Here is a 21,786-nt window from a genome sequence, read left to right as displayed (position 1 = left end):
GCGGCGGTCACCTCGCCAGGTATTTCTTCCTCTTCCCCTCCTCCATCCGCTCTATGGCATAGCGCAGCATGGTGCGGGGCATGGTCTTGCTCCGCTCTTTTAAAAACCGGTCCAGCGCCGCTTCGTCCCGCTTCCCCACTTCCCGGAGCATCCAGCCACAGGCTTTGTGGATGAGATCGTGTTTGTCATTGATCAAAATGTCCGTAATCTTCAGCGTGTCGTCAAACTCGCCGTTGCGGATGAAATGGGAAGTGCTGATTATCGCCACCCGGCGTTCCCAAAGGTTTTTCGAATGGGCAAGTTTGTATAATAGCTCCCGCCCTCCGTCCGCAAGATGCGGCCCTGAAATGTATGGGGCGGAAAGGTCCACCAGGTTCCAGTTGTTCACGTTTGAAAGGTTTTTTATATAAAGCCGGAATATGGCCTCCTTCTCGCCGCCGTCCCCTTTTTTATAGCGCGCCCCCAATATGATCAGCGCCATAAGCCGCTCCTCGTTGTATGGCGAGGCCAGCAGTTTGCCCAGTTCATCGAGCGCCAAGATGTGGTAATGCCTGGCGGCCTTCCGGATTTCGGGGACCATCACCCCCAGGAATCTGTCCCCCTCGCCATACTCCCCTTTTCCGGTCTTGAAAAATCCGGACAGCAACACAGCTTTCTCCGCCGATGCGTGGGCTTTGAGGGCGGCGGACGCTTTCCTGGCGGTCAGTTTTTCCATTTCGCCCCTCTGCTCCCAACTCCATGTATTTCCACTGTAACGCCCCGGTTTGGACACGTTCTATATCTTTTCATTGCCTCACTCATGGTCAAAATGTTAAATTTGATTGATAAGTGGTCATCGTGTAATTTTCCATTATACGCTGCCAGCTTTTGTCATCAACCGGAGGTATTGTTTAAACAATGATCGGTATTTCAGCCCTGTATTGCCAGAAGGAAAACGAGGGGGACGCCATCCGCTACGGAAAGCAGTCCCACCAGATGAAACATAAGCCAAACGCCCACGCAGTCCCCAAATCGGCGGGGGAGCGCCGGCCCGTGACCGCGTGGAACATCACCCGCACTTGCAACTTGAAGTGCATCCATTGTTACAGCGACTCGGAGGAGAAAGCGTATTCCGGGGAGCTTACCACGGACGAGGGAAAGAACCTGATAACCGACCTGAAGGAATTCGGCATCCCGGCGCTGCTGCTCTCCGGCGGAGAGCCGCTTGTGCGCAAGGACGTGTGGGAGCTTGCCGATCACGCCCGCAAGGTGGGGCTTCGCCTGACCCTTTCCACCAACGGGGTGCTGATAGACGAAAAAGCCGCCCAAAGGCTCAAGGACACCGGCTTTACATACATCGGCATAAGCCTGGACGGAATCGGGGAGATAAACGACCAGTTCCGCGGGAAGAAAGGCGCCTTCGACAAGGCGATGCGCGGATTCAAGAACTGCGTTGCCGTGGGGCAGAAAGTGGGGCTGCGCCTCACCCTCACCCGGCACAATTACGAGAACCTCCACCAGATTTTCGATTTCATCGAACGCGAGGGGATACAGCGCGCCTGTTTCTATCACCTGGTGTATTCCGGCCGCGCGGGAGGCATATCCGGCGAGGATTTGACCCACGAGGAGACCCGCCACGCCATGGACATCATCCTGGAACGCACCGAGGATTTCCATAATCGCGGGCTGGACAAGGACATCCTCACCGTGGACAACCACGTGGACGGGCCATACCTTTACATGAAGCTTTTGGAAAAGAATCCGGCCCGGGCCGAGGAAGTGAAAAAATCGCTGGAATGGAACGGCGGGGGGAGATATTCCTCCGGCGTGTCGTTCGGGGACATTGACTTTTTAGGCAACGTCCACGCCGACCAGTTCTGGATGCATTACACACTTGGAAACGTGCGGGACAGGAAGTTCGCCGACATATGGCTGGACGAGTCCGATCCGCTGATGAATATTTTGAAGAACCGTCTGGACCATCTGAAGGGCAAATGCACCAAATGCAAGTACCTGATGATGTGCGGCGGCGCCCTGCGTGTGCGGGCGGACCTGGTTTACAACGACCCGGCCGCGCCGGACCCGGCCTGTTACCTGAGTGACGAGGAATGCGGAATCACCCCGGAGGTCCGCGCGGAGCTTAAGGCCAAAGGGGAGGATTTCCCGGCGCCGGAGCATTTGCTCAAAAAGAGCGGAGCGGTGGCGTGACGGCGGCATGCCGACCATAAGCGTGTTCTTTGGAATCATTATCAGGATGTATCATAGAGAACACGCACCGCCGCATTTCCATGCTTTTTATAGTGGCGAACACGCAATTATTGACATAGGTACCTTACAGGTAAAGGAAGGGAGGCTTCCACGCCGGGCTTTGGACATGGTGTTGGAATGGGCCTCAATTCACCGGCGGGAGCTTATGATGAACTGGAATTTGGCGCAAGAACGCAAACCCTTGTTGAAAATTGAGGCATTGGAATAGCCTATGTACAGAGTTATTAAGGTGTCGGTGTTAAGCGGATACCGCTTGTATGTGGAGTTTGAAGATGGCGTTAAAGGTGTGATCTCTTTGGATAACGATCTTTTTGGCCCTGTCTTTGAGCCGCTCAAAGACCCGCAATATTTTGCCAAAGCGGCTATTGATGAGTTTGGGGTTATCTGCTGGCCCAACGGCGCCGATTTGGCCCCGGACGCGATTTATGATGATCTCAAATCAGGAAAGAGCGTGGCATAGGCAAACTTAATTGCCGCCCTGAGCCTGTCGAAGGGTGGCGCCAATATGGTATGCCATGGTTCGACATGCTCACCATGACATTTTATTTAAGTAGAGGTTTTAGAAAATGACTCATCCCCACGGCAAAGGTCATCCCGGCGGACACCCTGGCGGTCATCCGGGCGGCACCATAAAGCACACCTATAAAGATATTAAGGACTCCGACTCGTCCGGCGAAATGGCCAAGAAGTTCATGATGAACACCGAAAGCCAGCTTCGCCTGGTTTTCTGGGAGACCACCGCAGGCTGCAACCTGGAGTGCATCCATTGCCGCAGGATAGACGTGGCAAGGCAGCTTATGAAGGACGACCTGACAACGGAGCAGTCCAAAAAGCTGATAGACGGCATCGCCGAAAACGGCCCATGCATCCTTGTGCTCTCCGGCGGGGAGCCATTGTTCCGCCCGGACATCTTCGAACTGGCCGCCTACGCGGACAGCAAGGGGCTCACCGTGGCGCTGGCCACCAACGGCACCATGATAACCGCGGAAATCGCGAAGAAAATCGTGGACGCGAAGGTCCAGCGGGTCTCCATCTCGCTGGACGGCGCTTCCGCCGAGACTCACGACATGTTCCGCAAACTCCCCGGCTCTTACGAACGGGCCATCAAGGGGATGAAGTATCTGCAGGAGCTTGGGATGAGCACCCAGATAAACTGCACCATCGCAAAGCACAACGTCCACGAGGTGGAGAAGCTATACCAGAACGCCATAGACCTGGGCGCTGAGGCGTTGCACATATTCATGCTCGTGCCGGTTGGCTGCGGAGTGCAGATAGAGGAAAGCCAGAGCCTGGACGCGGCCACCTACGAGCGCGTTCTAAGCTGGTTTTACGAAGTTTCCAAACAGGGAAAGATACAGACGAAAGCCACCTGCGCCCCGCACTATTTCCGCATCATGCGGCAGAAGGCGGCGGCGGAAGGGATCGAGGTGACCCCCCGCACGCACGGGATGGCGGCGATGACCAAAGGCTGCCTTGCCGGGCAGAGCATCTGTTTCGTTTCGCACAAGGGGGAAGTGTTCCCCTGCGGCTATTTCCCGCTGGAGGCTGGCAACATACACAAGCAGGCGTTCAAGGACATCTGGCGCGATTCGGACGTGTTCAAGACACTGCGCGACCAGGGGCTTTTGAAAGGCAAGTGCGGCGTGTGCGAATACAAGACCGTGTGTGAAGGATGCCGCGCCCGGGCTTATTTCTACACCAATGGAGACTACATGGCCGAAGAGCCTTTCTGTATTTACGAACCGGCGAAATACCAGATCATGAAAGCAGAAGAGGACATGAAGGCGGGGGGGTAAAACGCAAGGCGCAACAGCGTCCCGTTGTCCTACAGGAAACCGCCAAAGGCGGTTATCCAATATCGCGGCCCTGAATTTGTGGCGGTGACAGTTCAACTTATCTTGGATCATCTGCGCTCTGGCTCTTCCCTAATTCCCTAATAATCTCCTTCAACTTAAACGGAGTATGGGAAGAGTTTTCCATTCCGCTCAATATGCGCTTGAAAACCGGCTCATCTATCACCCCGCATGGGACAAGCATTTTATTTGCCGCGCCGCGGGACAGTTTTTCAGCCTCCTCCATCCTGGCGCGGCTGTGTCACCGGCCACTTTAAAACCGGCCACCGCGGGTCACTTCAAAACCGGCCAGTTGATGTGTAGTTTCTAAATCCTATCACGGTTTCTTATCCTCATTGCCGACCGTTTTCGCGCTATGTTCATTTGTGGCTGTGGCCCGGTCTTTTAAACGGTAACTGCGCCCCGTGATCTGGATCACCTCGGCCCGGCTGATGAACCGGTCCAGTATCGCCGTTGCCGTCGGCACGTCGCCGATGAGCTTGCCCCACTCGTCCAGCGGACGGTTCGACGTCATCACCGTCGACCGCGTCTTGAACCTGCGCATGATTATCTCAAAGAGATATTCGCCGCTCTGCCTGGGCAGCCGTTTGAGCCCCATGTCGTCGATGATTAAAAGGTCGGGCTTGAGATACCTGGACATCGTCTTGCCGATCTTGCCGAAGGTCTCCGCCTGCAAAAAGTCCTGCACCACGTCGAAGATGGATCGGAACAGCGTGGAGAACCCCATCTTCGCCGCCTGATGGCCGATGGCCTGCACGATATGCGACTTTCCGACGCCCGGCGGCCCTATGAACAGGCAGTCCCGCCGTTCCCGGATAAACTTGCAGGCGGCCAACTCCATTATCTGCTTGCGGCTTATCTTCGGGTTGAACCCGAAGTCGAAGTCCTCGACGCTCTTTAATTCCCGGAACCCGGCGGCCTTCACACGCCTTGCGATGGCGCGGTCGCCACGGACGGCCATCTCGTCGCCGACAAGCAGTTCCAAAAACTCGATGTGGGTAAGGTTTGCCCCCATCGCCTCCTGCGCCCTGATGTCCAGCGTGGCCAGAAGGCCGGACAGCTTGAGCGCCTTAAGCGACCGGCTCAATTGCACATTGCTCATATTTTTCCTCCATTGGTTTGTCCTGTTTGTTGAACAAAAGCTCCTGGTACTCCGACAGGGGGCGGATCACCGGATGCTCCTCAGCGAACTCCATCTGCCCTTGCTCCGGCTGCGCCGCGCAGAGTTTGCGGACAGGCTTGAGATAAAAACATCTGGACTTAAGGGCCGTCCGGCTGGCGCTGTTGATGGCGTTGGCCGGATACTTGCCGGCAAGGCCCACAAATCCCTGCAACACGCGGACGCCTTCGATGCCACGGCTGTCGAGCATGGCCCTCGCCCACATGGCCGCGTCGCCGCCGATCCGGGAAGCCTTGGACAAAAGATACCCGGCCCCCCGCTCCACGCCGGATATCTTGCCGCTTGCGATATGTTCCCTGGCCGTGCTGAACCTGCCGGGTGTCGCTATCGTGTGGATAGCTATCTGCTCGAACCTGTCGTTGAACACGCGAAGGATGCGCCCGTCCCACCGCACCCAGACGTCACGCCCAAGGTACTCTGGCGGCACGGAGTAATAAGATTTGGACACCTCCACATGGCCGTCACGGTGAACCCGCCGCCGCCCCTCGTGATAAAAGGGAAACGGCTGTTCCGGCAACGGCAACAGAGTTTTGAGCTCCACATCCTCGAACAATGTCTTCACCTGTTTGCGGGTTGTGCCGTGGATGCGGGTGTCGGCTATCGTCTTCTCCCACTGGCGCAGATGTTCGTTCTGTTCACCAAGGCTGTTGAAGACCCGCCCCTTGAGAGCGTTGTTCTTGACGTATTTGATGCCGCTCTCGATCTTCCCTTTGTGGCGCGGCGTATACGGCTTCGTGGGCAATATCACCGTCCCGTAATGCCGGGCGAACTCCATCACCTTCGGGTTTAGCTCCGGATCGAACCAGTCGGCGTTCTTCACGGCGGCCTTCAGATTGTCGATCACAAGCGTCCGTGGAACACCGCCGAAGTGGCGGACGGCGTTCTCGACGCAACGGATGAAGCTCTCGGTGTCCTGCCGGAACACGGTCTGGCTGTAACTCTTGCGGGAGTGGCTTAACACCACGCGCAGGACATGGGACTGGCGCAGCTTGCCGTTGTCCCAAACCTTCGCGCCGGAGCCAAAGTCAATCTGGGCTTCCTGGCCAGGGGCGCATTCCATCCGGCGGAACGGCAACGGCGTTTGCGCTCCAAGCCGCCGGACCAGACGCTTGACGGAGGAATACGACCCGGTAAAACCATGATCGGCCACGATGTCCTGGAATATCCGTTGGGCCGACAGGCCCATATCCAGCTTGCCGGAGACTACCTCCAGAAACGGCCCGGCCATGCTTCTGGACGCGCCAGACCCGGCGGTCACTTTGGCCGGTTTTGGATTTGACCCGGCGGCCACCTCGCAGGAGCCGGGGGGCGGAATGGCCGGTTTTGACTCGGTATCGCCAGAAGACCCGGCGGTCACTTTGGCCGGTTTTGGCGCTTCCGATATCGACTTGGCGTACCGCGACACCGTCTCGCGGTGAATCCCAAGCTCCCGCCCTATGCGGCGGCGCGACCAGCCAAGCTCCAGTAACCCGATGATTGCGTTGACTTTAGCCATCTTAAGAATGTTCGGCATCTATTACTTCCTCCTGACGGAGAAAATAACAGCCAAGCATCTCCCTTAATATGGCCGGTTTTCAAGTGACCGCTACTGGCCGGTTTTGAGTGGCCGGTGACACGGCTGTAAGCGATAAAACTTTTACGTTTGATAAAAGGATGGTCGCCTGTCTCCAGCAAACATGATTTGTCAAACCAAAGTTCCTCCCTGACAGACTCGATATTGACCAATATCACCTGTTTGGATCCGGTTCCGGGAATATTAAATGGATCTGTGAGGATTATGAAAAGATGTTTGCGGTCTGGATCGCCGGATGGACCGGATGGAATAAGAATTGTGGCCCTGGCGTATGGCAGAAAAACGCTCATAAACTGGAAAAAAGTTTGTCAATCGCCCTTTCTTTTTCTATTTGCTCCGCAAGCCTTTCAGCTTCATCCGCGTTCCGGCCGATCGCGATAAAAATATCCTTGTTATTAATCGGGATTGATGAGCCGTTAGGATCTTTCCATTCGGGACACGATGTATGGGTATAGTCCCGGATGGCCCAACGATCCATCATGCCAAAATCAGCCCATACAGATTCCAGTACTTCCATATCAGCGTCGCTTAACTCATCCAGATCATCTCTGCGGGCGCTTGTCCGGTTCAGTGATAATTCATGGTTTTCTTTGCCTGTAATCCATGCTTCCCATCCATTCGGCGACGATTCGACATCCCCATCCATGAGGTTTAGGGTTTGGGACAAAACCGGGCCGTGTTGCAATGACACAAACTTATCGCCAGATATTGGCGCGCCATGCCGCTTCATGGCCTCCCTATCGGCCAGATAAAGCAATTTCATCAATTTCAGGTGGGACATCCAGCCGCCGCGCTTTATCAGGAAAAAGGCGGCCATTTGCGCCACTTTGCATTCATTAAACATCGATTTTTTCCCTCAATCTATTGTATCATCCTATCATAATTTAAGGTCTTACGATGCCTCATCGTGACTATAGAATCAAGCCGGCGACACCTTATGAACATCCTTAACATACATGAGCGGACGCTAAACGCCCCGGCGGACAAGGTCGGCGCGCTCATTGATTCTCTGGCGTCTCCCAACGACTCGTTATGGCCGGTGCAATCGTGGCCCCGGATGAAGTTTGACCGTCCGCTTGGTGTTGGAGCGGTTGGCGGCCATGGCCCCATGGGCTATTACGTTGAAAATTATACCCCCGGCGGTTCGATCACCTTCCGCTTCACCCGTCCGAACGGTTTTGACGGATTCCACAGATTCGAGATTCTAGATGCGGGCGGCGGCAAGGTCACTTTACGTCACACAATCCAGATGACCGCCCATGGCATGGCGACCCTGCTTTGGCGCATAGTCATCCGGCCGCTGCACGACGCATTGCTGGAAGATTTGCTGGCCAACGCCGAGATGTCACTGGGCATAGGATCAAAACCTCACCCATGGAGTCCATGGGTGAAACTGCTGCGCTGGATCATGTCCAGAGGAAAGGGGCGGACGCAAAACAAGTCACAAAGCGCCGGCTCTTGAAACTCCATGATTCCACAACCTGCCAAATCAAATAAGCGAAAGAAGTTTTGTCCTAATTTCGGCCATCAGGGTTGGTGAAATGCGGCCCAGGTCCCTTTTGACCATATCCATGCCAATAGTCATCAACCGGTGAAGGCGCATTGTGGATGGAACTTTCAATCCGGTAATGGCGAAATCCGGATGCTTTTCACCGATGACAATATCTGAAGGCAAAGGTTCGGGCATCGGCCTGCTTGTGATGAATGCTGCGATAATATGTTTATGCTCACCTATAGGATCGGTGAGTAAAACCACAGGCCTGACCTTTAGAGTGGACAAATCATCGAAAGGGAATGGAACCAGGACGACTTTCCCCTTAGTCATCAACGCGCTTTCCGTCCTTTAACGAATAAATATCCTCGGACGAATCGGCCAAATCAGCGAAAACCGGATTTGAGGCGGCCATTTTCAGCCAATCCTTTTCCAGATATTCATTCTTTTCGTCGACAAGCACGATGACCCGCACCCTGCCGGGAGACGGCATTGGAAGATCGGCGTCCAGCCGCAGGAGGTTGGGCCCGGAAACAACACCGGTGGTCCTTATCGTTTTCATGGCGCTTGCATTTCTCTTCCAGTAACGAAATGATTATACCATAACGCCATTTGCGCCTGTCCTCACCCTATCGCCTTTAATATCACTTCGCCCATCTCCTTCGTGCCGATGCGTTTGGTCCCTTCCGAATAAATGTCGCCGGTCCTATACCCTCCGTCCAGGGCCTTTTGAACCGCAGTCTCTATGTCCCTCGCCGCGTCCCCCTTGTCAAAGGTGTACTGGAGCATCATGGCCACTGAAAGTATGGTGGCGATGGGATTGGCAAGCCCCTTCCCGGCGATGTCCGGGGCGGAGCCGTGGATCGGCTCATACATCCCCTTTTTGCCGCACAACGAGGCCGACGGCAGCATTCCTATCGACCCGGTGAGCATGGATGCCTCGTCCGAAAGAATGTCGCCGAAAATGTTGGTGGTCACGATCACGTCGAACTGTTTCGGGTTGCGGATAAGCTGCATGGCGCAGTTGTCCACGTACATGTGGGAAAGCTCCACGCCGGGATAATCCTTGTGGACTTCGTTGACCACCTTGCGCCACAGTCCGGAGGATTCGAGCACGTTGGCCTTGTCCACCGAACAGACTTTTCCGCCGCGCTTGCGGGCCACTTCGAACGCCACCTTGGCGATGCGGGCGATCTCCGGAGTTGTGTAAACTTCGGTGTTGAATCCTTTTTCGTCTCCGTTGGGGAGCTTTTCGACCCCCTTGGGTTTGCCGAAATATATCCCCCCCACAAGCTCGCGGACAACCATTATGTCCACCCCTTCCACCACCTCGCGCTTGAGGGTGGAGGCGTCCACCAGCGCGGGATAGACCTTCGCCGGGCGCAGGTTGGCATACAGGTCCAGCTCGCCCCGCAATCCCAGCAGCGCCTTCTCCGGCCGGGAGGCATAGTCCAGCCCGTCCCATTTCGTCCCCCCCACCGCGCCAAGCAACACCGCGTCCGCCTCTTTGGCAAGCTTTAGCGTGTGGTCCGGCAATGGAGTCTTGTATTCGTCATAGGCGCATCCACCCACCAGCGCTTTTTCGATGGTGACGCCAAGGCTGTATTTATTGTCCAGCCGCAACAGGACCTTTTCCGCTTCGGCCATTACCTCCGGCCCGATCCCGTCACCGGCAAGCATCGCAATTTTAATCGTCATCATAAACTCCATTGAACTTAAGGAAATCAAAGTGTATCAATACACTGATAAAAGAAGCAATATCAAATTAGAAAACCGGCGGTGCACATGATAATCCATATATATCAACATGTTGCGATATCAATGCGAAGTAATCACTTAATTGGCGCAACCTGCTGTATTTTAAAGAAATAATATCCATTCGATATCATAATTACTTGAAATTACTGCATATTTAGACTAACAAAGGCATCTAACTAGCCTTTAATTATCTTGACATTGCTAGCGAATTATCTGACGATATATCCGAAGTTGGATGGTGGAAGGTCGCAGTTAATTCGTTTATTCCGGACTTTTATTATTGGCAAACAATGTCACAAAACAATAAGAAACCAAAATCGCCGAACAGAGTGAAAGATCACAGGGACAACCTGATGATGTCCAAGGCCGAACTGGCGCGCAAGGCCGGCATTTCGGTGCAGACGCTAAACCGGATCGAGCGCGGCGAGGTCTGCCGGGTGGACACCCAGCGCAAGATACTCGAAGCGCTGGGCCTTAAAGTGGACGACAAGGACAAGGTGTTCGGCCCCTCGGCGAGTTGATCACGTTGGGCCAGATTCAATTATACGTCCAGATTCCAGCAAAACATAAGGCGACGGACAAGTCTGGCCAGGCTTGTTGAACGGTCACCTAATTTAAACTGAAAGGAAAAGAGTGTGAAACGCGCAAATATTCTGACTGTGGCCTTTGCCGCTCTGTTTCTCGCCGTGTTCGCTTCCAAAGCGGCCGCGTTCAACGCTCTCAACCTCAACCTGATCTACAGCCAGAAGAGCATGGAAAACTGGCAGGACGACTTCCACGATCTCCCGGCATACGGGATCGAGGCGGACCTGCGGCTGGGCCTTTTGCCCACGCACCTGCTTATTGGCGCCTCCAGCGGGAGGGACAGCGGAAAGACCGTCGCGAAGGGATACTCCATCGCCATAGACACCAATCACACTGAAATGTACGTCGGCCTGCGGCAGTACATGGACATGTTCCCGGTGTTCACCCCGTACGCCAGCGTGGCGATCTCCACGATCAAATCGGAAGTGAGCGGAAGCGAGAGCGGAGTGTCCACCAGCGGCTCGGCCACGGCCACCGGCTACCTTTTGAACGCCGGACTGCTTATGAGGGTGGGCGTTTTCAACATCGGCATAGACTACAGGACCCTCACCGGCTCAAGCTACGACCTGCTCGGTGGGGCCATGAGCGCAAACTACAACCAGGCCGGGATAGTGCTGGGGGTGAACTTCTGATTTAAGCGGACTTTGGCCCATCGGTCCGGGGGGGCCGTCCCCGTGACGGCAAGTCCGCTGACTGTATCAACCAGAATGGAGAAGGCGCTGGCGCCTTGAACATGCGCCAGCAGGCCGTCCAGCTTGCGCGCTATAATTCAAGCGAAGCGGCCAGCGCGGCGTACTGCCTGTCCTCTTCGTTGATATGCTTTATCCACCACTCCTTGACAAAATGCAACGTCTCCAGGAAATCGCCCTTTCCCGACTTCACATCGTCCAGGTGGCGGCGGGTTTCCCTTTTCATCCATTCATGGAGTTTCACATGCTCCCCGATCTTTTCATAGTGGAGAAGCCTCAGAAGGGTCTCCTCATACTGGAAATGCGTCACAGTGAATATCCAAAGCTTGAGCATGCAGTTTTCCAGGTCTTTGGCGCAGCCATCGCCTATGCTGGAGGAATGGAGAGTGTTCAGTATCTTTAGCACCTGCTGATGCTGGGAGTCAATCGCGGCCACGCCGACAGAATAGGAATCATTCCATATAACGTACTGTACGTTTTTCATGACATGTCATTGAACCGTTATTTAAACCGCCGGCCCGGGCTGGAATATATCAACCGGCCCCTTCCTCTTCCCCGATCATGGTCTGAATCCCCCCCCGGCTCATGGACGATTCGATTTTCTCCAACAGCCGCCCCATCCTTTTCTCGTATTCGCCCCCCTCCTTTTCCACCTGGGCGCGCAGGGTGAAAAGCTCGTGGGTGATCTGCATGAGGGCGAGGATCGCTATGCGCATCTGGTCGAATGAGCCGCTCTTGGCCCCGGCCTCTTTCATCTTCGCGTCCACGAACGCGGCGTATTCCTGCGTCAGATGCGGGTCCCGCGCGCTTTTTATCGGGTATTCCCGCCCGTAAACGTTCACTTTCACCGTTGAGGGTTCCATCAACTGGCCGCCCGCTCCTCTTCGATTATGTTGTCTATGCGGGAAATGAGCGTTTCCATCTTTTTCCTGATAAGTTCCCGCTCCATCATCAGCCTGTCACGCTCTTCTATGAGGGATGAGTGTTTGGTCTTCAGACCTTCGGGGGCGGCGGCGGACTTCGCCTGGGCTAGATTGAGTTCCAGCGAATAGACTTTTCGCTTAAGCTCCCTGTTCTCCTCCTTGAGCCCGCTGATGTATGAGAAGAGAAACGTAAGCTTGTCTTCAACCTTCTCCAAGGCGGAAAAATCCATGCTGTAAACTCGTCAATCCGGCAGTTGAAGTTCTATGTTCGTGGACGCCGCTTATCTGCTTGAATCATAGTAGAATATATACTAAGCTTCGCACGATGAAAAACGCAAGGGTTTTTATAAAACAGGCCCGCGGACGCATTAAATAATTTTGGACGGATAAGTTGCGGCGCCGCAGTTCCAAACTCCCGGCGAAGGACATCAGGGCGTCCATGATCGCGCTTTCATTCAAACCTTCATCAAATGATTACAATAAAATGTGAAATACTGGACTTTTGTCTATACAGAACACCATGAAATAAGTTAATTTTAGCGCAACATCGTAATGAGGGGACATGGGGCGAGTTGACAACGCAGTCTCGTGGCGGCAGTTTGGCCATTTAACGCAATTTATAGCGGCGTTATCGCTTGCCGTAGTCATATCATCGTGTGGCGGCCTGTCCAGCCCGGCGCCCAAATCAGAGTCCACCGGCGAAAAGTTCAAAAGCGACCTGGCCATAAGCGTCACTTTCCCGGAAGCCGTGGGCAGAACGCTGGAACGAACGATAAATTCCTCAAACGCCACCCGCGCCCTGCCGTCATATGTGACTGGCATGATACTCGCCATATCCGGGGACGATATGGAAACGATATACGTCTCCATCCCGCTCGATTCGCTTACGGCGGTGGTGTACATGACCCCGGGTGTGCGCAGGTTCGATCTTCTGGTCACCACGAATATCGGCCTTTCATTCACCGGAAGCGTGATTGCGGATATTTCGGCCGGCTCATCGCCGGAGTTTAATTTCGATCTTGTCATCAACTCCGCGCCGGCGATAAACAGCCTCTCGGCTTCGCCTTCCAGCGCCGGGAAGAACAGCCCGGTGTCCATCACGGCGGACGTATCGGACCTGGACGATGACTCTTTAAGCTATCAATGGAACGGCGGCGGCGGCTCTATAAGCGGCTCCGGGCCGTCCGTGACATTTACGGCGAGCCATTCCGGCTCGTACACGGTGAGTTTGACGGTGGACGACGGGCGCGGCGGGGTCACCACCGGGAGCGTTGGCGTTTCGGTGGCGAACAATCCTCCTGTGATCCACAGCGTTTCGGCAAGCGCGGCGTCGGCGGAAATCGGCGATACTATTTATCTTGCTTGCGACGCCACTGATCCGGACGGCGACACTGTTTCATATTCCTGGTCGGACGGCGCTGGATGGAGCGCCAGCGGGCCTTCGGCAATCTACACCGTCTCATCCGGGGGGGACAAAACAATATCCTGCTCCGCGGCCGACGATGAAGGGGCGAATGATTATGGAAGCGTGGCGATATCCGTCGCGAGCGTCTCACGGGTGAACAATTCGCCGGTAATCAGTTCGTTCACGGTTAACAGGTGCAGTATAGCTCCGGTCAACGGTGTGTGCGGAGGGTTTGGGGGATGGACGGCGCTTGCGGCCTCAACTTCCTGCATACCGACATATTTCCAGTTTATTTGCTCGGCCACGGACGCCGATGGGGATACTATCTCGTATAATTTGGAGGCTTCCGCAACGGACTGGCAATCGACCTACGGCCCTTCCAATTATGTCCTGACCGCAGGTTACCTCACGGATTGGGACATCAGTACCGAGTTTGGCAACTTTGTTTATGATTCGGTGACGTTCAAATGCAGCGCATCGGATACTGGGGGAGGCGTGAACACAGTGACATTTACGTCCGTTGCGACAGGATGTTAATCACAGGAATGGATTGGAATATGCTCAAGCGACTATTAACTTCCACTGTATTGGCGATGTTTTTCGTTACGGCTTTTTGCTACGCCGCCTCCGCCGAGCCAATCAAGGCCACGGCCAAGTTCGTCCAGGGGGACGTTTTCGTCGTGAGGCTCGCGGACGGGAAACAGGAAAGTGTGGTCAAAGGGACAGCTTTCGCCGAGGGTGACAGGGTGACCACGAGCAAAAGCGGCGTGGTGGAGATAGAGATGGACACCGGCAACCTCATCCGGGTGGACAAAAGCTCCGACCTGACCATAAAAAGCCTGCGCCGTAACGAACGCGGCTCCACTTTCTCGATATTCGGACTGTCGTTCGGCAGGGTGAAGTCCGCCGTGAGCAAACTTGCGTCCAAGGAATCCAAGTTCGAATACCACACCAAGGCCGCCATCGCTGGCGTTGGGGGCACTCCGCCATTTGTGGTGGAGGCGGACGGGGACACAACCAATGTGGACCTGCTCGGCTCCGAAGGGCAAGCGGGGCAGGTGTATGTCATCGGCGGAGATCCGAGCCGCACCACCGTGTTGCTCAACGCGCAGTTCCGCACCACGGTGACCACCGGCCAGCAGCCGGCCCTCCCCTTCCCGATTGATCCGGAACGGCTGCAATTCCTCAACCGGGTGATTCCGTTCAGCGTTACCGGCCAGCCATCCGCGGGAGGAGGCATGCCTCTGTTCCAGGATGTTTTGATAGATAATTTAAGCCGTCATGTGACGCCTCCTGTGACCACCAATCCAGGCGGGGCCAAGACCCTTGAGGACCTGGACACGCAGTTATACCAGTGCCCCACATGCGCTGGGGGCGGTTCCTCGGGAGGCGGCGCGGCCGGCGCGGGATTAACTCCAGTAATAATCAAGATAAACGTCAAATGATGAAACACAGCCTGACACTTTGCGCCGTTCTTTTTTCATTATTCCCCTCGTTCGCCAATGCGCAGGAGGCCAAGGAGGCCAGACCGTGGCTTGTGACCCTTTCCGCCAATCACGGCGTTTGGGAGTCCTCGGACACCGGGGGGAAGGGGAACCAGACGGTGGGCCTGGCCCAGGCGGCCTATGAGACCAGCAATTGGGGGGGCGCCGTCACCGGAAACTTCGCCAAGACCAGTTACAGGATAAACAGCGCCCAGAGCGGCAACCTGGACATCTCCACGCTGACGGACACGAACGTCGGCGGGCATTACAACTTCAAGTGGGACAATTACTCGCTGCGCGCCGGGCTGGACTTGAATCTGCCCACCGGCAAGCGCGGATACACCACAAGCCAGATGACCAAGCTGATCGTTGACGACATCAACCAGGACCTGATGCTTGTGAACACTTACGGGACCGGGCTTAACGTGGGCCCCTATTTCCTGGCGGCCATGCAGTCGGACTCGCTGTCCGTCGGAGCCGGCGCGAAATACACATTCATGGGGGAATATGATCCCGCCCCTGACACGGACGGGGACAATTTCGACCCTGGCGACAGGCTTATGCTCATGTTAAACGGCATGGCTAAGGTGCGAGAAGGGGATTTTGTGATCCTTACGCTCATTTACAACACGTTCGGCAAGGACAAGTCCGCCGGGCAGGACACCTTCCGCTCCGGGGACATATTCAGCGTGGAAGCGCGCTATGTGGCCAAATGGGAAGAGAATTTCGACACCGCAATCGGCGCGCTGATGAGCATACAGGGGAAAAACGAATCGCTTTCCGACGGCGGGAGCCTTAAACCCGAGACCGGCAATTCCAACAGCAATTCATTCCAGATATTCGTGAACAACGTTTACAGGTATTCGGACGAGTTCACTTTCACGGGGGTTGCCGGATACCGCCAGGTGGCCGCCAACGGCTATTCGGCGGGCGAAGGACTGTATGACGCGGGCCGGCGGAAGATATACGTCGAACCCGGGCTTGCCTGGCACTTTACGCTGGACAGCTTTGTCACCGTGAAGCTGCGCTACAGCCGCGTCGCCGACAAGCAGGACACATTCTCCCCCACCGACGCGGACTATAACGTGTTCAACCTGGACACGGCGGTGGTGTTCGGATTCTAGCGGCTCCCCCGCCCCCTTGCGCGGGAACATGTTATACTTGCGATACATGCAATACAGGGAGGAGCCATGCTGGCCGTGCGTTTGGACAAAGAGCTGGAAGCCCGGCTTGAGGAACTGGCGAAAAAGACCCACCGGACTAAAAGCCACTATATGAAAGAGGCCCTGCGCCGTTATCTGGATGAGAACGAGGACTACGAAATAGGTCTGAGCCGTTTGCGCGACCATGCGGACAAGTCTGTCCCGGCGCGCGAGATGAGAAAGCGCGTTGGCCTATAAAGTCACATACAAGGAATCGGTCGGAAAAGACCTGAATGCCATTGACCGTCCCGCCCGGTTGAAAATAATGGACAAAATAGAGGGCGACCTGGCCTTGGATCCAGCCGCCAAAGGCAAGGCGCTCAAAGGCAAATGGAAAGGGCTCAATCGTTACGAGGTCTGGCCCTACCGGGTGATTTACACGATAGTGGACGCCGATTCCTTATTGGTCGTGAGAATCGGCCACAGAAAGGATGTGTACCGGTGATCCAAACCGGCTAGGTGATTATCAGCCCGCCGTATCCCACCACGGAGGAATAGTCCCCGCTTGAGTCGCCGGAGGTCCTGTAGTCCACAAGTTCGGCCTTTTTCGCCCCGAGCTTTTTGCACACCTCGATGACCACCGCCGTCGGCTGGCAGCCGCACATGGATATCCTCTCCTCGGCCACCACCTTCAAAAGACCAAACCCGTCCATGGCCAATATCCGTTCGATGGCCTTATGGTCCTGCTCCCTGGCCTTCTCGTGCGGAATGTAGTGGGAAAAATCGGTGCTGGCCACAAGGGTCACCGGCTTGCCGTATTTTTCCAGCCCCCGGTATATCCCTTCGGAAACAGATACGACCTCCTCCGCGGACAGGTGCGAAATGATGATCGGAGCGAAGCTTACCTTGCCGGAATAGTGCATTATGAACGGCAGCTGCACTTCCAGCGAGTGTTCCAATTCATGCGCCCAGGGAGCGTCCGTCAAAAGGTCCGTCTCGTCCAGGAGCGCCTGGGCAAGTTCTGCGTCTATCGGCAGCTTCCCTCCGGGCAGGACCCATTCCCCTTCGGCCATTATCGCCACGGGCGGAGGAGGCTCATAGTTTCTCCCCGCGCCGTGGTTGGGACCCATAAGGATGATGGAGCCGCGCGGTTTTATCCTTGAATACACCTTGGCGGCCACCAGCCCGGAATAGCGGTATCCCGCGTGGGGGACCACCGCTCCATATGCCGCCACCGGAGCAGCCCCCCCCGTGTCAAAAGAAGCGATCTGGCTTTCGATGTCCCTTTTGGACGCTGGGTAGAAGAATCCCGCGACGGCCGGTTCCCGGATTGTCATAAGACCACCATTCTCCCGATTGCTGCGCACACCCCTAGGGTTATATTCAACCCGGGAAGCTTCCATGTCAAGAAACCTTGATATATCTGGTTTATAATGGATAAAAGTTGTATCCTTGCTTAAGGCGATTTTAGCCTAAGACCTTTCTTTTCATGATGGGGCAGATGAGCAAATCGGAAATACTGCTGGAAAGCGGCACGAACGAAGTCGAAATCATCGAGTTCATGATCGACAAGCAAAGCTATGGGGTGAACGTTTCCAAGGTCAGGGAAATCCTGACGTACAACCCCAAGTCGGTCTCCGCGGTGCCGCAGGCCTATCCTTCGGTGATGGGCGTTTTCATCCTTCGCGATTCGACCATCACCCTGATCAACCTGGCCAAGCACCTGGACGTGCCGATGAAAGACCAGGATGAAAGGCTGCGGGTTGTGATGGTCTGCTCGTTCAACAACCTTACGAACGGATTCCTGGTGGACGGGATAAACCAGATCCACCGCTGCTCGTGGTCGGACGTGACGCCGCTGCCGCCGATCATCGCCCAGCACCGCCCGGCGGTGACATCGTCGGTGACCATCAACAAGCGGAACATACTTCTGATCGACCTGGAGCACATCCTCGCGGACATATATCCCGCCACGCGGCTTGTGTACCACGAGGAGGAAGATCCCAAGCACGCCACCAACCTAGGCGAACGGCACCACGAGCGGGAGGCAAAGCACATCGTGCTGGCGGAGGACTCCCCGATAGTCCGCGCCAAGACCGTTTCCGTGGCCAAGGAAGTTGGCTATACGAACATAACAAGCTTTGACAACGGCCGGGAGGCGTTCGAGCTGGTGGCCAACCTGGCCGCAAAGTCCAAAAGCGAGGGCAAACCCATCACGGACTATATAGCCGCGCTGGTGACGGACGTGGAGATGCCGCAGATGGACGGGCTGACCGTGTGCCGCCATGTGAAAGAGGAACTTGGCCTGAAGAACCTGCCGGTGGTGATATTCTCCTCGCTGATAAACGAGCAGATGATAAACAAGTGCAAGACCGTGGGAGCCGACGCATGGCTCAACAAGCTTGAGATAGGCGACCTTGTGCATATGCTCGACCGCTTCTGCCTGGGCAAGGAATGACGGCGGATTCCGGACTATCCTCACCTGCCAGCCTTTCCCCGTTCTCCACCATATTTTTTCAGACCGCCCCTTTGAATCGCCCCCGGATTCTGATAGAATCCGTTTTTTATGATCAACAATCAACGGTCCGGCGCAAACACGGCCGGGACTGCTTAAGATGAAAGAGAAATGAACGCCGATCTTGAACGGCTTGTACGCCTGCAAAAACTCGACACTGAAATAGCCCGAAAGTCCGCCATTCTAAAATCCCTCCCTGAAGAAATAAACCGCCACGGGGCAACCCTTGAAGAGGCCAAGTCGCGCCTTACGGTTTTCGACACGTCCGTGGACGAGGACAAAAAGAAAAGAAGGGAGCTGGAGCGCGAGGTGGAGACGGCCAAGGACAGCATCGCCAAGTCCAAGGGGAAACTGCCCAACCTTAAGACGAACGTGGAATACCGCGCCGCGCTAAAAGAGGTGGAGACTTTCGAGCAGAAGATCAAGGAACTGGAAGACGCCCAGCTTGAGCTTATGATGAAAATGGAGGACTTAGGGGCGCTGCGCAAGCCGCTTGAAGAGCGCGTGAAGGCCGAGGAAGTGAAATTCAACGTGGTGAAGACAGAAAAAGAAGCGGCCATGGCCGAGCTTTCGCGGATCATAGACAAGGTGAAAAGCGAAAGGGACGGCGTTGTGGGCGGGATATCCGCCACAGTGCTGTCGGACTATGAACGGGTGCAAAAGGCGCGGGACGGGCTCGGCGTTGCGCTGGTGACGGAAAGGCTGTGCCAGGGCTGCAACCAGATGGTGCCGCCGCAGCTTTATTACCAATTGCGCACCACGGACGATATATACAAATGCCCCCATTGCAGCCGCTTTATATATCATGAGGCCGAAGAGAGCGAAAAGGCTGTACAATAACAGTTGAAGAGGCTGGGGGACGGCCGCTGGCCCGCTTCATAAAGGCGGGCGGGAGGAAAGTCCGGACGCCACAGGGCAAGGCGCTCTTTAACGGAGAGCGGGGGTGACCCCAGGGAAAGCGCAACAGAAAGCATACCGCCAAACCGGCGCCGCAAGGCCCGGCGGCAAGGGTGAAATGGCGAGGTAAGAGCTCACCGCGGCGATGGCGACACCGCCGGCACGGCAAGCCCCGCCTGGCGCAAGGCCGAATAGGGAGGCGCGCCCCGGTTAACGCCGGGGCATAAGGCTGCCCGCCGAAAGCTTCCGGGTTGGCCGCTTATGACCGCTCCGGCAACGGCGCGGCTAGAGGAATGGCCGTCATCCATCCTTTCGGGGACGGGTACAGAATCCGGCTTACAACCAGCCTCTTCGTTTTATTTAACTTACAATGGAAATAATTTCGGACATGATCGAAGGTATCGTCTATCTTATCGGCGCGGGCCCGGGGGATCCGGGTCTTCTGACCGTCAAGGGAAAGCAGCTTATCGAGACCGCCGACGTGGTGGTGTATGACTACCTTGCCAACCCCAAATTCATAGAGTACGCCCGGCCGGACGCGGAGATCGTGTATGTGGGCAAGATGGGGGGAGACCACACCATGAGCCAGGAGGAGATCAACGCGCTGCTTGTGGACCGCTGCCGCAAAGGCAAGTCCGTGGCGCGGCTCAAAGGGGGCGATCCTTTCATCTTTGGCCGGGGTGGCGAAGAAGCGCAGGAGCTTGTCCGCGCGGGGCTGGAGTACGAAGTGGTCCCGGGTGTCACCGCCGGTGTGGCGGCGGCGGCGTATTCTGGCATTCCGCTCACCCACAGGGATTTCACCGCCACGGTGGCCTTCGTCACGGGGCATGAGGACCCCACAAAGGATGATTCGAACATATATTGGGACAAGATTTCCACCGGCATCGGCACACTGGTGTTCTTCATGGGGATTAAAAACCTTCCGAACATAGTGTCCAACCTCGTCAAGAATGGCCGTTCTGCGCAGACCCCGGTGGCGGTGATCCGCAGAGGCACCTGGCCGGAGCAGAGGACCGTCACAGGCACTCTGGAGACGATTGTGGAAATCGTCCAGAAGGCCGGGATCAAGGCCCCCGCCATCACCGTCGTCGGCGACGTTGTGGGATTAAAGCCGGAGCTGGACTGGTTTGAGACCAAGCCCCTGTTCGGCAAAAAAATCGTGGTGACGCGCGCGCGGGAGCAGGCCTCCGGATTCGCGGAGCGGCTGGCCAAGTCCGGCGCGGAGGTGATCGAGTTTCCGACGATACAGACGGAGGATCCGCCAAGCTGGGACAGTCTGGACGCGGCGCTTGAAAAACTTTCCGAGTTTGACTGGATAGTGTTCACGTCGGTGAACGGTGTGAAGCATTTTGTAAAACGGCTGCGTGAACGCTGTGCGGACGTGCGTGAATTGAAGGGGCTCAAAGTTTGCGCCATCGGGCCAAAGACGGCCGAGGCGATAGAGAACATGGGAGTGCGGGTGGACGTGGTCCCGGCTGAATACCGCGCCGAAGGGATTATAGAGGCGCTCGGGGCCGGCGAGGTGAAAGGGAAAAAATTCCTTGTCCCCCGGGCCAAAGTGGCGCGAGAGGTTCTGCCCGAGCAGTTGGAGAAGATGGGGGCGTCCGTCACCGTCGCGGAAACTTATGTCACAGTCAAACCTGCCGGGCGGACGGAGAAGATGCGCAAGATGTTCGAGAACGGCGAGGTGGACGCGGTGACGTTCACGTCGTCATCCACGGTGACGAACTTCATGGAGATGTTCGGCGAAGGGGCGGCAAAGCTTATGAACGGGGTGACGGTGGCCTCCATAGGCCCCATAACATCCCAGACCGCGCGCGGCAAAGGGCTGAACCCCGTGATCGAACCTTCGGACTTCACCACCGAGGCGCTGGCGGCGGCCATTGAGAGGCATTTTGCCGGACGCGTTGCCTCACGGGAAAAGGTAACCGAAGGGGGCGTGGATTTTCGCCTCATGGTTCATTGGCCCATAACTCATTAAAAAGCCTCCTGAGTATTTTTTCAAATTCTTTTCTCAAGTGGAAGGGATTGAGCGTGCCATGG

At 55.9% G+C, this 21,786-nt stretch carries 27 protein-coding genes and 1 other RNA gene; 16 read left to right on the top strand and 12 right to left on the bottom strand.

All coding sequences use genetic code 11. The features are described from left to right. Window positions 1–7: 7 nt before the first annotated feature. On the bottom strand, window positions 8–715 hold the full coding sequence (locus tag HZB29_11095; GenBank protein ID MBI5816139.1) for a DNA alkylation repair protein: 708 nt from the start codon (window positions 713–715) through the stop codon (window positions 8–10). Window positions 716–897: 182 nt separating this feature from the next. Here HZB29_11095 and HZB29_11090 point away from each other — a divergent pair, with 182 nt between their 5' ends. The 4 genes from HZB29_11090 (at window position 898) to HZB29_11075 (ending at window position 4,043) form a co-directional block, all read left to right on the top strand. After that, a complete protein-coding gene (locus HZB29_11090) occupies window positions 898–2,187 on the top strand; it encodes a radical SAM protein (GenBank protein MBI5816138.1) in 1,290 nt (429 codons plus the stop codon). 7 nt (window positions 2,188–2,194) lie between these two features. After that, the gene (locus HZB29_11085) at window positions 2,195–2,455 is read left to right on the top strand and encodes a DUF4160 domain-containing protein (GenBank protein ID MBI5816137.1); all 261 of its coding nucleotides are present in this window, start codon (window positions 2,195–2,197) and stop codon (window positions 2,453–2,455) included. 3 nt (window positions 2,456–2,458) lie between these two features. Further along, on the top strand, window positions 2,459–2,707 hold the full coding sequence (locus HZB29_11080) for a DUF2442 domain-containing protein (protein MBI5816136.1): 249 nt from the start codon (window positions 2,459–2,461) through the stop codon (window positions 2,705–2,707). 232 nt (window positions 2,708–2,939) lie between these two features. Next, entirely contained in the window at window positions 2,940–4,043 is a 1,104-nt protein-coding gene (locus HZB29_11075) for a radical SAM protein (protein MBI5816135.1), read from the top strand. A 97-nt stretch (window positions 4,044–4,140) separates the two neighbouring features. On the opposite strand, the gene HZB29_11070 is transcribed toward HZB29_11075, so the two are convergent. The 4 genes from HZB29_11070 to HZB29_11055 form a co-directional block, all read right to left on the bottom strand. After that, entirely contained in the window at window positions 4,141–4,326 is a 186-nt protein-coding gene (locus HZB29_11070) for a hypothetical protein (protein ID MBI5816134.1), read from the bottom strand. Window positions 4,327–4,416: 90 nt separating this feature from the next. After that, window positions 4,417–5,202, bottom strand: a complete 786-nt coding sequence (locus HZB29_11065; GenBank protein ID MBI5816133.1) for an ATP-binding protein — start codon at window positions 5,200–5,202, stop codon at window positions 4,417–4,419. Next, window positions 5,171–6,793 carry an IS21 family transposase gene (locus HZB29_11060; GenBank protein MBI5816132.1) on the bottom strand — a complete coding sequence of 541 codons (1,623 nt, stop codon included), beginning with the start codon at window positions 6,791–6,793 and terminating at the stop codon, window positions 5,171–5,173. The genes HZB29_11065 and HZB29_11060 overlap by 32 nt, the downstream gene beginning before the upstream one ends. 346 nt (window positions 6,794–7,139) lie before the next feature. Further along, on the bottom strand, window positions 7,140–7,697 hold the full coding sequence (locus tag HZB29_11055) for a SocA family protein (protein ID MBI5816131.1): 558 nt from the start codon (window positions 7,695–7,697) through the stop codon (window positions 7,140–7,142). Between the two features lie 93 nt (window positions 7,698–7,790). Here HZB29_11055 and HZB29_11050 point away from each other — a divergent pair, with 93 nt between their 5' ends. Next, window positions 7,791–8,315 (top strand): SRPBCC family protein, encoded by a 525-nt coding sequence (locus HZB29_11050; GenBank protein ID MBI5816130.1) that lies wholly within the window; start codon window positions 7,791–7,793, stop codon window positions 8,313–8,315. Between the two features lie 27 nt (window positions 8,316–8,342). Here HZB29_11050 and HZB29_11045 read toward each other — a convergent pair whose 3' ends face one another. The 3 genes from HZB29_11045 to leuB form a co-directional block, all read right to left on the bottom strand. After that, on the bottom strand, window positions 8,343–8,678 hold the full coding sequence (locus tag HZB29_11045; protein MBI5816129.1) for a type II toxin-antitoxin system PemK/MazF family toxin: 336 nt from the start codon (window positions 8,676–8,678) through the stop codon (window positions 8,343–8,345). Next, on the bottom strand, window positions 8,671–8,907 hold the full coding sequence (locus HZB29_11040) for a hypothetical protein (GenBank protein MBI5816128.1): 237 nt from the start codon (window positions 8,905–8,907) through the stop codon (window positions 8,671–8,673). Before HZB29_11040 ends, HZB29_11045 begins: the two co-directional genes overlap by 8 nt. Window positions 8,908–8,969: 62 nt before the next feature. Beyond that, window positions 8,970–10,043, bottom strand: a complete 1,074-nt coding sequence (gene leuB, locus HZB29_11035; GenBank protein MBI5816127.1) for a 3-isopropylmalate dehydrogenase — start codon at window positions 10,041–10,043, stop codon at window positions 8,970–8,972. A 350-nt stretch (window positions 10,044–10,393) separates the two neighbouring features. Between leuB and HZB29_11030 the strand changes: the two genes are divergently transcribed. Further along, window positions 10,394–10,624: a helix-turn-helix transcriptional regulator gene (locus tag HZB29_11030; GenBank protein ID MBI5816126.1), complete on the top strand. Its 231-nt coding sequence runs from the start codon at window positions 10,394–10,396 to the stop codon at window positions 10,622–10,624. Between the two features lie 114 nt (window positions 10,625–10,738). After that, window positions 10,739–11,320 (top strand): outer membrane beta-barrel protein, encoded by a 582-nt coding sequence (locus tag HZB29_11025; GenBank protein ID MBI5816125.1) that lies wholly within the window; start codon window positions 10,739–10,741, stop codon window positions 11,318–11,320. Window positions 11,321–11,450: 130 nt separating this feature from the next. Here the strand turns inward: HZB29_11025 and HZB29_11020 are convergent, their stop codons facing one another. From HZB29_11020 to HZB29_11010, 3 genes are read right to left on the bottom strand one after another with little or no spacing between them, the layout of a single operon-like run. Then, window positions 11,451–11,861 carry a hemerythrin family protein gene (locus tag HZB29_11020; GenBank protein ID MBI5816124.1) on the bottom strand — a complete coding sequence of 137 codons (411 nt, stop codon included), beginning with the start codon at window positions 11,859–11,861 and terminating at the stop codon, window positions 11,451–11,453. Window positions 11,862–11,910: 49 nt separating this feature from the next. After that, a complete protein-coding gene (locus HZB29_11015) occupies window positions 11,911–12,240 on the bottom strand; it encodes a cell division protein ZapA (GenBank protein MBI5816123.1) in 330 nt (109 codons plus the stop codon). Then, the gene (locus HZB29_11010) at window positions 12,240–12,515 is read right to left on the bottom strand and encodes a hypothetical protein (GenBank protein MBI5816122.1); all 276 of its coding nucleotides are present in this window, start codon (window positions 12,513–12,515) and stop codon (window positions 12,240–12,242) included. Before HZB29_11010 ends, HZB29_11015 begins: the two co-directional genes overlap by 1 nt. A gap of 347 nt (window positions 12,516–12,862) precedes the next feature. Between HZB29_11010 and HZB29_11005 the strand changes: the two genes are divergently transcribed. The 5 genes from HZB29_11005 (at window position 12,863) to HZB29_10985 (ending at window position 16,836) form a co-directional block, all read left to right on the top strand. Continuing rightward, the gene (locus HZB29_11005; GenBank protein ID MBI5816121.1) at window positions 12,863–14,242 is read left to right on the top strand and encodes a PKD domain-containing protein; all 1,380 of its coding nucleotides are present in this window, start codon (window positions 12,863–12,865) and stop codon (window positions 14,240–14,242) included. A gap of 20 nt (window positions 14,243–14,262) precedes the next feature. Further along, on the top strand, window positions 14,263–15,150 hold the full coding sequence (locus HZB29_11000) for a FecR domain-containing protein (protein ID MBI5816120.1): 888 nt from the start codon (window positions 14,263–14,265) through the stop codon (window positions 15,148–15,150). Further along, window positions 15,147–16,313 carry a hypothetical protein gene (locus HZB29_10995; protein ID MBI5816119.1) on the top strand — a complete coding sequence of 389 codons (1,167 nt, stop codon included), beginning with the start codon at window positions 15,147–15,149 and terminating at the stop codon, window positions 16,311–16,313. Before HZB29_11000 ends, HZB29_10995 begins: the two co-directional genes overlap by 4 nt. A gap of 66 nt (window positions 16,314–16,379) precedes the next feature. Then, the gene (locus HZB29_10990) at window positions 16,380–16,589 is read left to right on the top strand and encodes a ribbon-helix-helix protein, CopG family (protein MBI5816118.1); all 210 of its coding nucleotides are present in this window, start codon (window positions 16,380–16,382) and stop codon (window positions 16,587–16,589) included. Next, window positions 16,579–16,836, top strand: a complete 258-nt coding sequence (locus HZB29_10985) for a type II toxin-antitoxin system RelE/ParE family toxin (GenBank protein ID MBI5816117.1) — start codon at window positions 16,579–16,581, stop codon at window positions 16,834–16,836. The genes HZB29_10990 and HZB29_10985 overlap by 11 nt, the downstream gene beginning before the upstream one ends. Window positions 16,837–16,846: 10 nt before the next feature. On the opposite strand, the gene amrB is transcribed toward HZB29_10985, so the two are convergent. Beyond that, window positions 16,847–17,668: an AmmeMemoRadiSam system protein B gene (gene amrB, locus HZB29_10980; protein ID MBI5816116.1), complete on the bottom strand. Its 822-nt coding sequence runs from the start codon at window positions 17,666–17,668 to the stop codon at window positions 16,847–16,849. A 164-nt stretch (window positions 17,669–17,832) separates the two neighbouring features. Here amrB and HZB29_10975 point away from each other — a divergent pair, with 164 nt between their 5' ends. The 4 genes from HZB29_10975 to cobA all read left to right on the top strand — a co-directional run bounded on the left by HZB29_10975 (window position 17,833) and on the right by cobA (window position 21,724). Next, window positions 17,833–18,789, top strand: coding sequence for a chemotaxis protein CheV (locus tag HZB29_10975; GenBank protein ID MBI5816115.1), 957 nt, complete (start codon window positions 17,833–17,835; stop codon window positions 18,787–18,789). A gap of 168 nt (window positions 18,790–18,957) precedes the next feature. Then, window positions 18,958–19,686 (top strand): hypothetical protein, encoded by a 729-nt coding sequence (locus HZB29_10970; protein ID MBI5816114.1) that lies wholly within the window; start codon window positions 18,958–18,960, stop codon window positions 19,684–19,686. Window positions 19,687–19,693: 7 nt separating this feature from the next. Beyond that, an RNA gene (rnpB, locus tag HZB29_10965) (RNase P RNA component class A) lies at window positions 19,694–20,098 on the top strand. 33 nt (window positions 20,099–20,131) lie between these two features. Then, window positions 20,132–21,724 (top strand): uroporphyrinogen-III C-methyltransferase, encoded by a 1,593-nt coding sequence (gene cobA / locus HZB29_10960; GenBank protein MBI5816113.1) that lies wholly within the window; start codon window positions 20,132–20,134, stop codon window positions 21,722–21,724. The last annotated feature ends 62 nt before the right edge of the window (window positions 21,725–21,786 follow it).

The organism is Nitrospinota bacterium (assembly GCA_016235255.1).
In the GTDB taxonomy this organism is placed as follows: domain Bacteria; phylum Nitrospinota_A; class UBA7883; order UBA7883; family JACRLM01; genus JACRLM01.
This window is presented reverse-complemented; position numbering and strand designations above follow the sequence as displayed.

Excerpts from the sequence above, each read along its gene's own strand:
- HZB29_11060 (MBI5816132.1), bottom strand. The coding sequence starts at position 6,793 with ATGCCGAACATTCTTAAGATGGCTAAAGTCAACGCAATCATCGGGTTA.
- HZB29_11055 (MBI5816131.1), bottom strand. The coding sequence starts at position 7,697 with ATGTTTAATGAATGCAAAGTGGCGCAAATGGCCGCCTTTTTCCTGATA.
- HZB29_11030 (MBI5816126.1), top strand. The coding sequence starts at position 10,394 with ATGTCACAAAACAATAAGAAACCAAAATCGCCGAACAGAGTGAAAGAT.
- HZB29_11095 (MBI5816139.1), bottom strand. The coding sequence starts at position 715 with ATGGAAAAACTGACCGCCAGGAAAGCGTCCGCCGCCCTCAAAGCCCAC.
- HZB29_11070 (MBI5816134.1), bottom strand. The coding sequence starts at position 4,326 with ATGGAGGAGGCTGAAAAACTGTCCCGCGGCGCGGCAAATAAAATGCTT.
- HZB29_11015 (MBI5816123.1), bottom strand. The coding sequence starts at position 12,240 with ATGGAACCCTCAACGGTGAAAGTGAACGTTTACGGGCGGGAATACCCG.
- cobA (MBI5816113.1), top strand. The coding sequence starts at position 20,132 with ATGATCGAAGGTATCGTCTATCTTATCGGCGCGGGCCCGGGGGATCCG.
- HZB29_11045 (MBI5816129.1), bottom strand. The coding sequence starts at position 8,678 with ATGACTAAGGGGAAAGTCGTCCTGGTTCCATTCCCTTTCGATGATTTG.
- HZB29_11080 (MBI5816136.1), top strand. The coding sequence starts at position 2,459 with ATGTACAGAGTTATTAAGGTGTCGGTGTTAAGCGGATACCGCTTGTAT.
- leuB (MBI5816127.1), bottom strand. The coding sequence starts at position 10,043 with ATGACGATTAAAATTGCGATGCTTGCCGGTGACGGGATCGGGCCGGAG.
- HZB29_10995 (MBI5816119.1), top strand. The coding sequence starts at position 15,147 with ATGATGAAACACAGCCTGACACTTTGCGCCGTTCTTTTTTCATTATTC.
- HZB29_11020 (MBI5816124.1), bottom strand. The coding sequence starts at position 11,861 with ATGAAAAACGTACAGTACGTTATATGGAATGATTCCTATTCTGTCGGC.
- HZB29_11005 (MBI5816121.1), top strand. The coding sequence starts at position 12,863 with ATGGGGCGAGTTGACAACGCAGTCTCGTGGCGGCAGTTTGGCCATTTA.
- HZB29_11040 (MBI5816128.1), bottom strand. The coding sequence starts at position 8,907 with ATGAAAACGATAAGGACCACCGGTGTTGTTTCCGGGCCCAACCTCCTG.
- HZB29_11000 (MBI5816120.1), top strand. The coding sequence starts at position 14,263 with ATGCTCAAGCGACTATTAACTTCCACTGTATTGGCGATGTTTTTCGTT.
- HZB29_11085 (MBI5816137.1), top strand. The coding sequence starts at position 2,195 with ATGCCGACCATAAGCGTGTTCTTTGGAATCATTATCAGGATGTATCAT.
- HZB29_11090 (MBI5816138.1), top strand. The coding sequence starts at position 898 with ATGATCGGTATTTCAGCCCTGTATTGCCAGAAGGAAAACGAGGGGGAC.
- amrB (MBI5816116.1), bottom strand. The coding sequence starts at position 17,668 with ATGACAATCCGGGAACCGGCCGTCGCGGGATTCTTCTACCCAGCGTCC.
- HZB29_11050 (MBI5816130.1), top strand. The coding sequence starts at position 7,791 with ATGAACATCCTTAACATACATGAGCGGACGCTAAACGCCCCGGCGGAC.
- HZB29_10970 (MBI5816114.1), top strand. The coding sequence starts at position 18,958 with ATGAACGCCGATCTTGAACGGCTTGTACGCCTGCAAAAACTCGACACT.
- HZB29_10990 (MBI5816118.1), top strand. The coding sequence starts at position 16,380 with ATGCTGGCCGTGCGTTTGGACAAAGAGCTGGAAGCCCGGCTTGAGGAA.
- HZB29_11065 (MBI5816133.1), bottom strand. The coding sequence starts at position 5,202 with ATGAGCAATGTGCAATTGAGCCGGTCGCTTAAGGCGCTCAAGCTGTCC.
- HZB29_11075 (MBI5816135.1), top strand. The coding sequence starts at position 2,940 with ATGATGAACACCGAAAGCCAGCTTCGCCTGGTTTTCTGGGAGACCACC.
- HZB29_10975 (MBI5816115.1), top strand. The coding sequence starts at position 17,833 with ATGAGCAAATCGGAAATACTGCTGGAAAGCGGCACGAACGAAGTCGAA.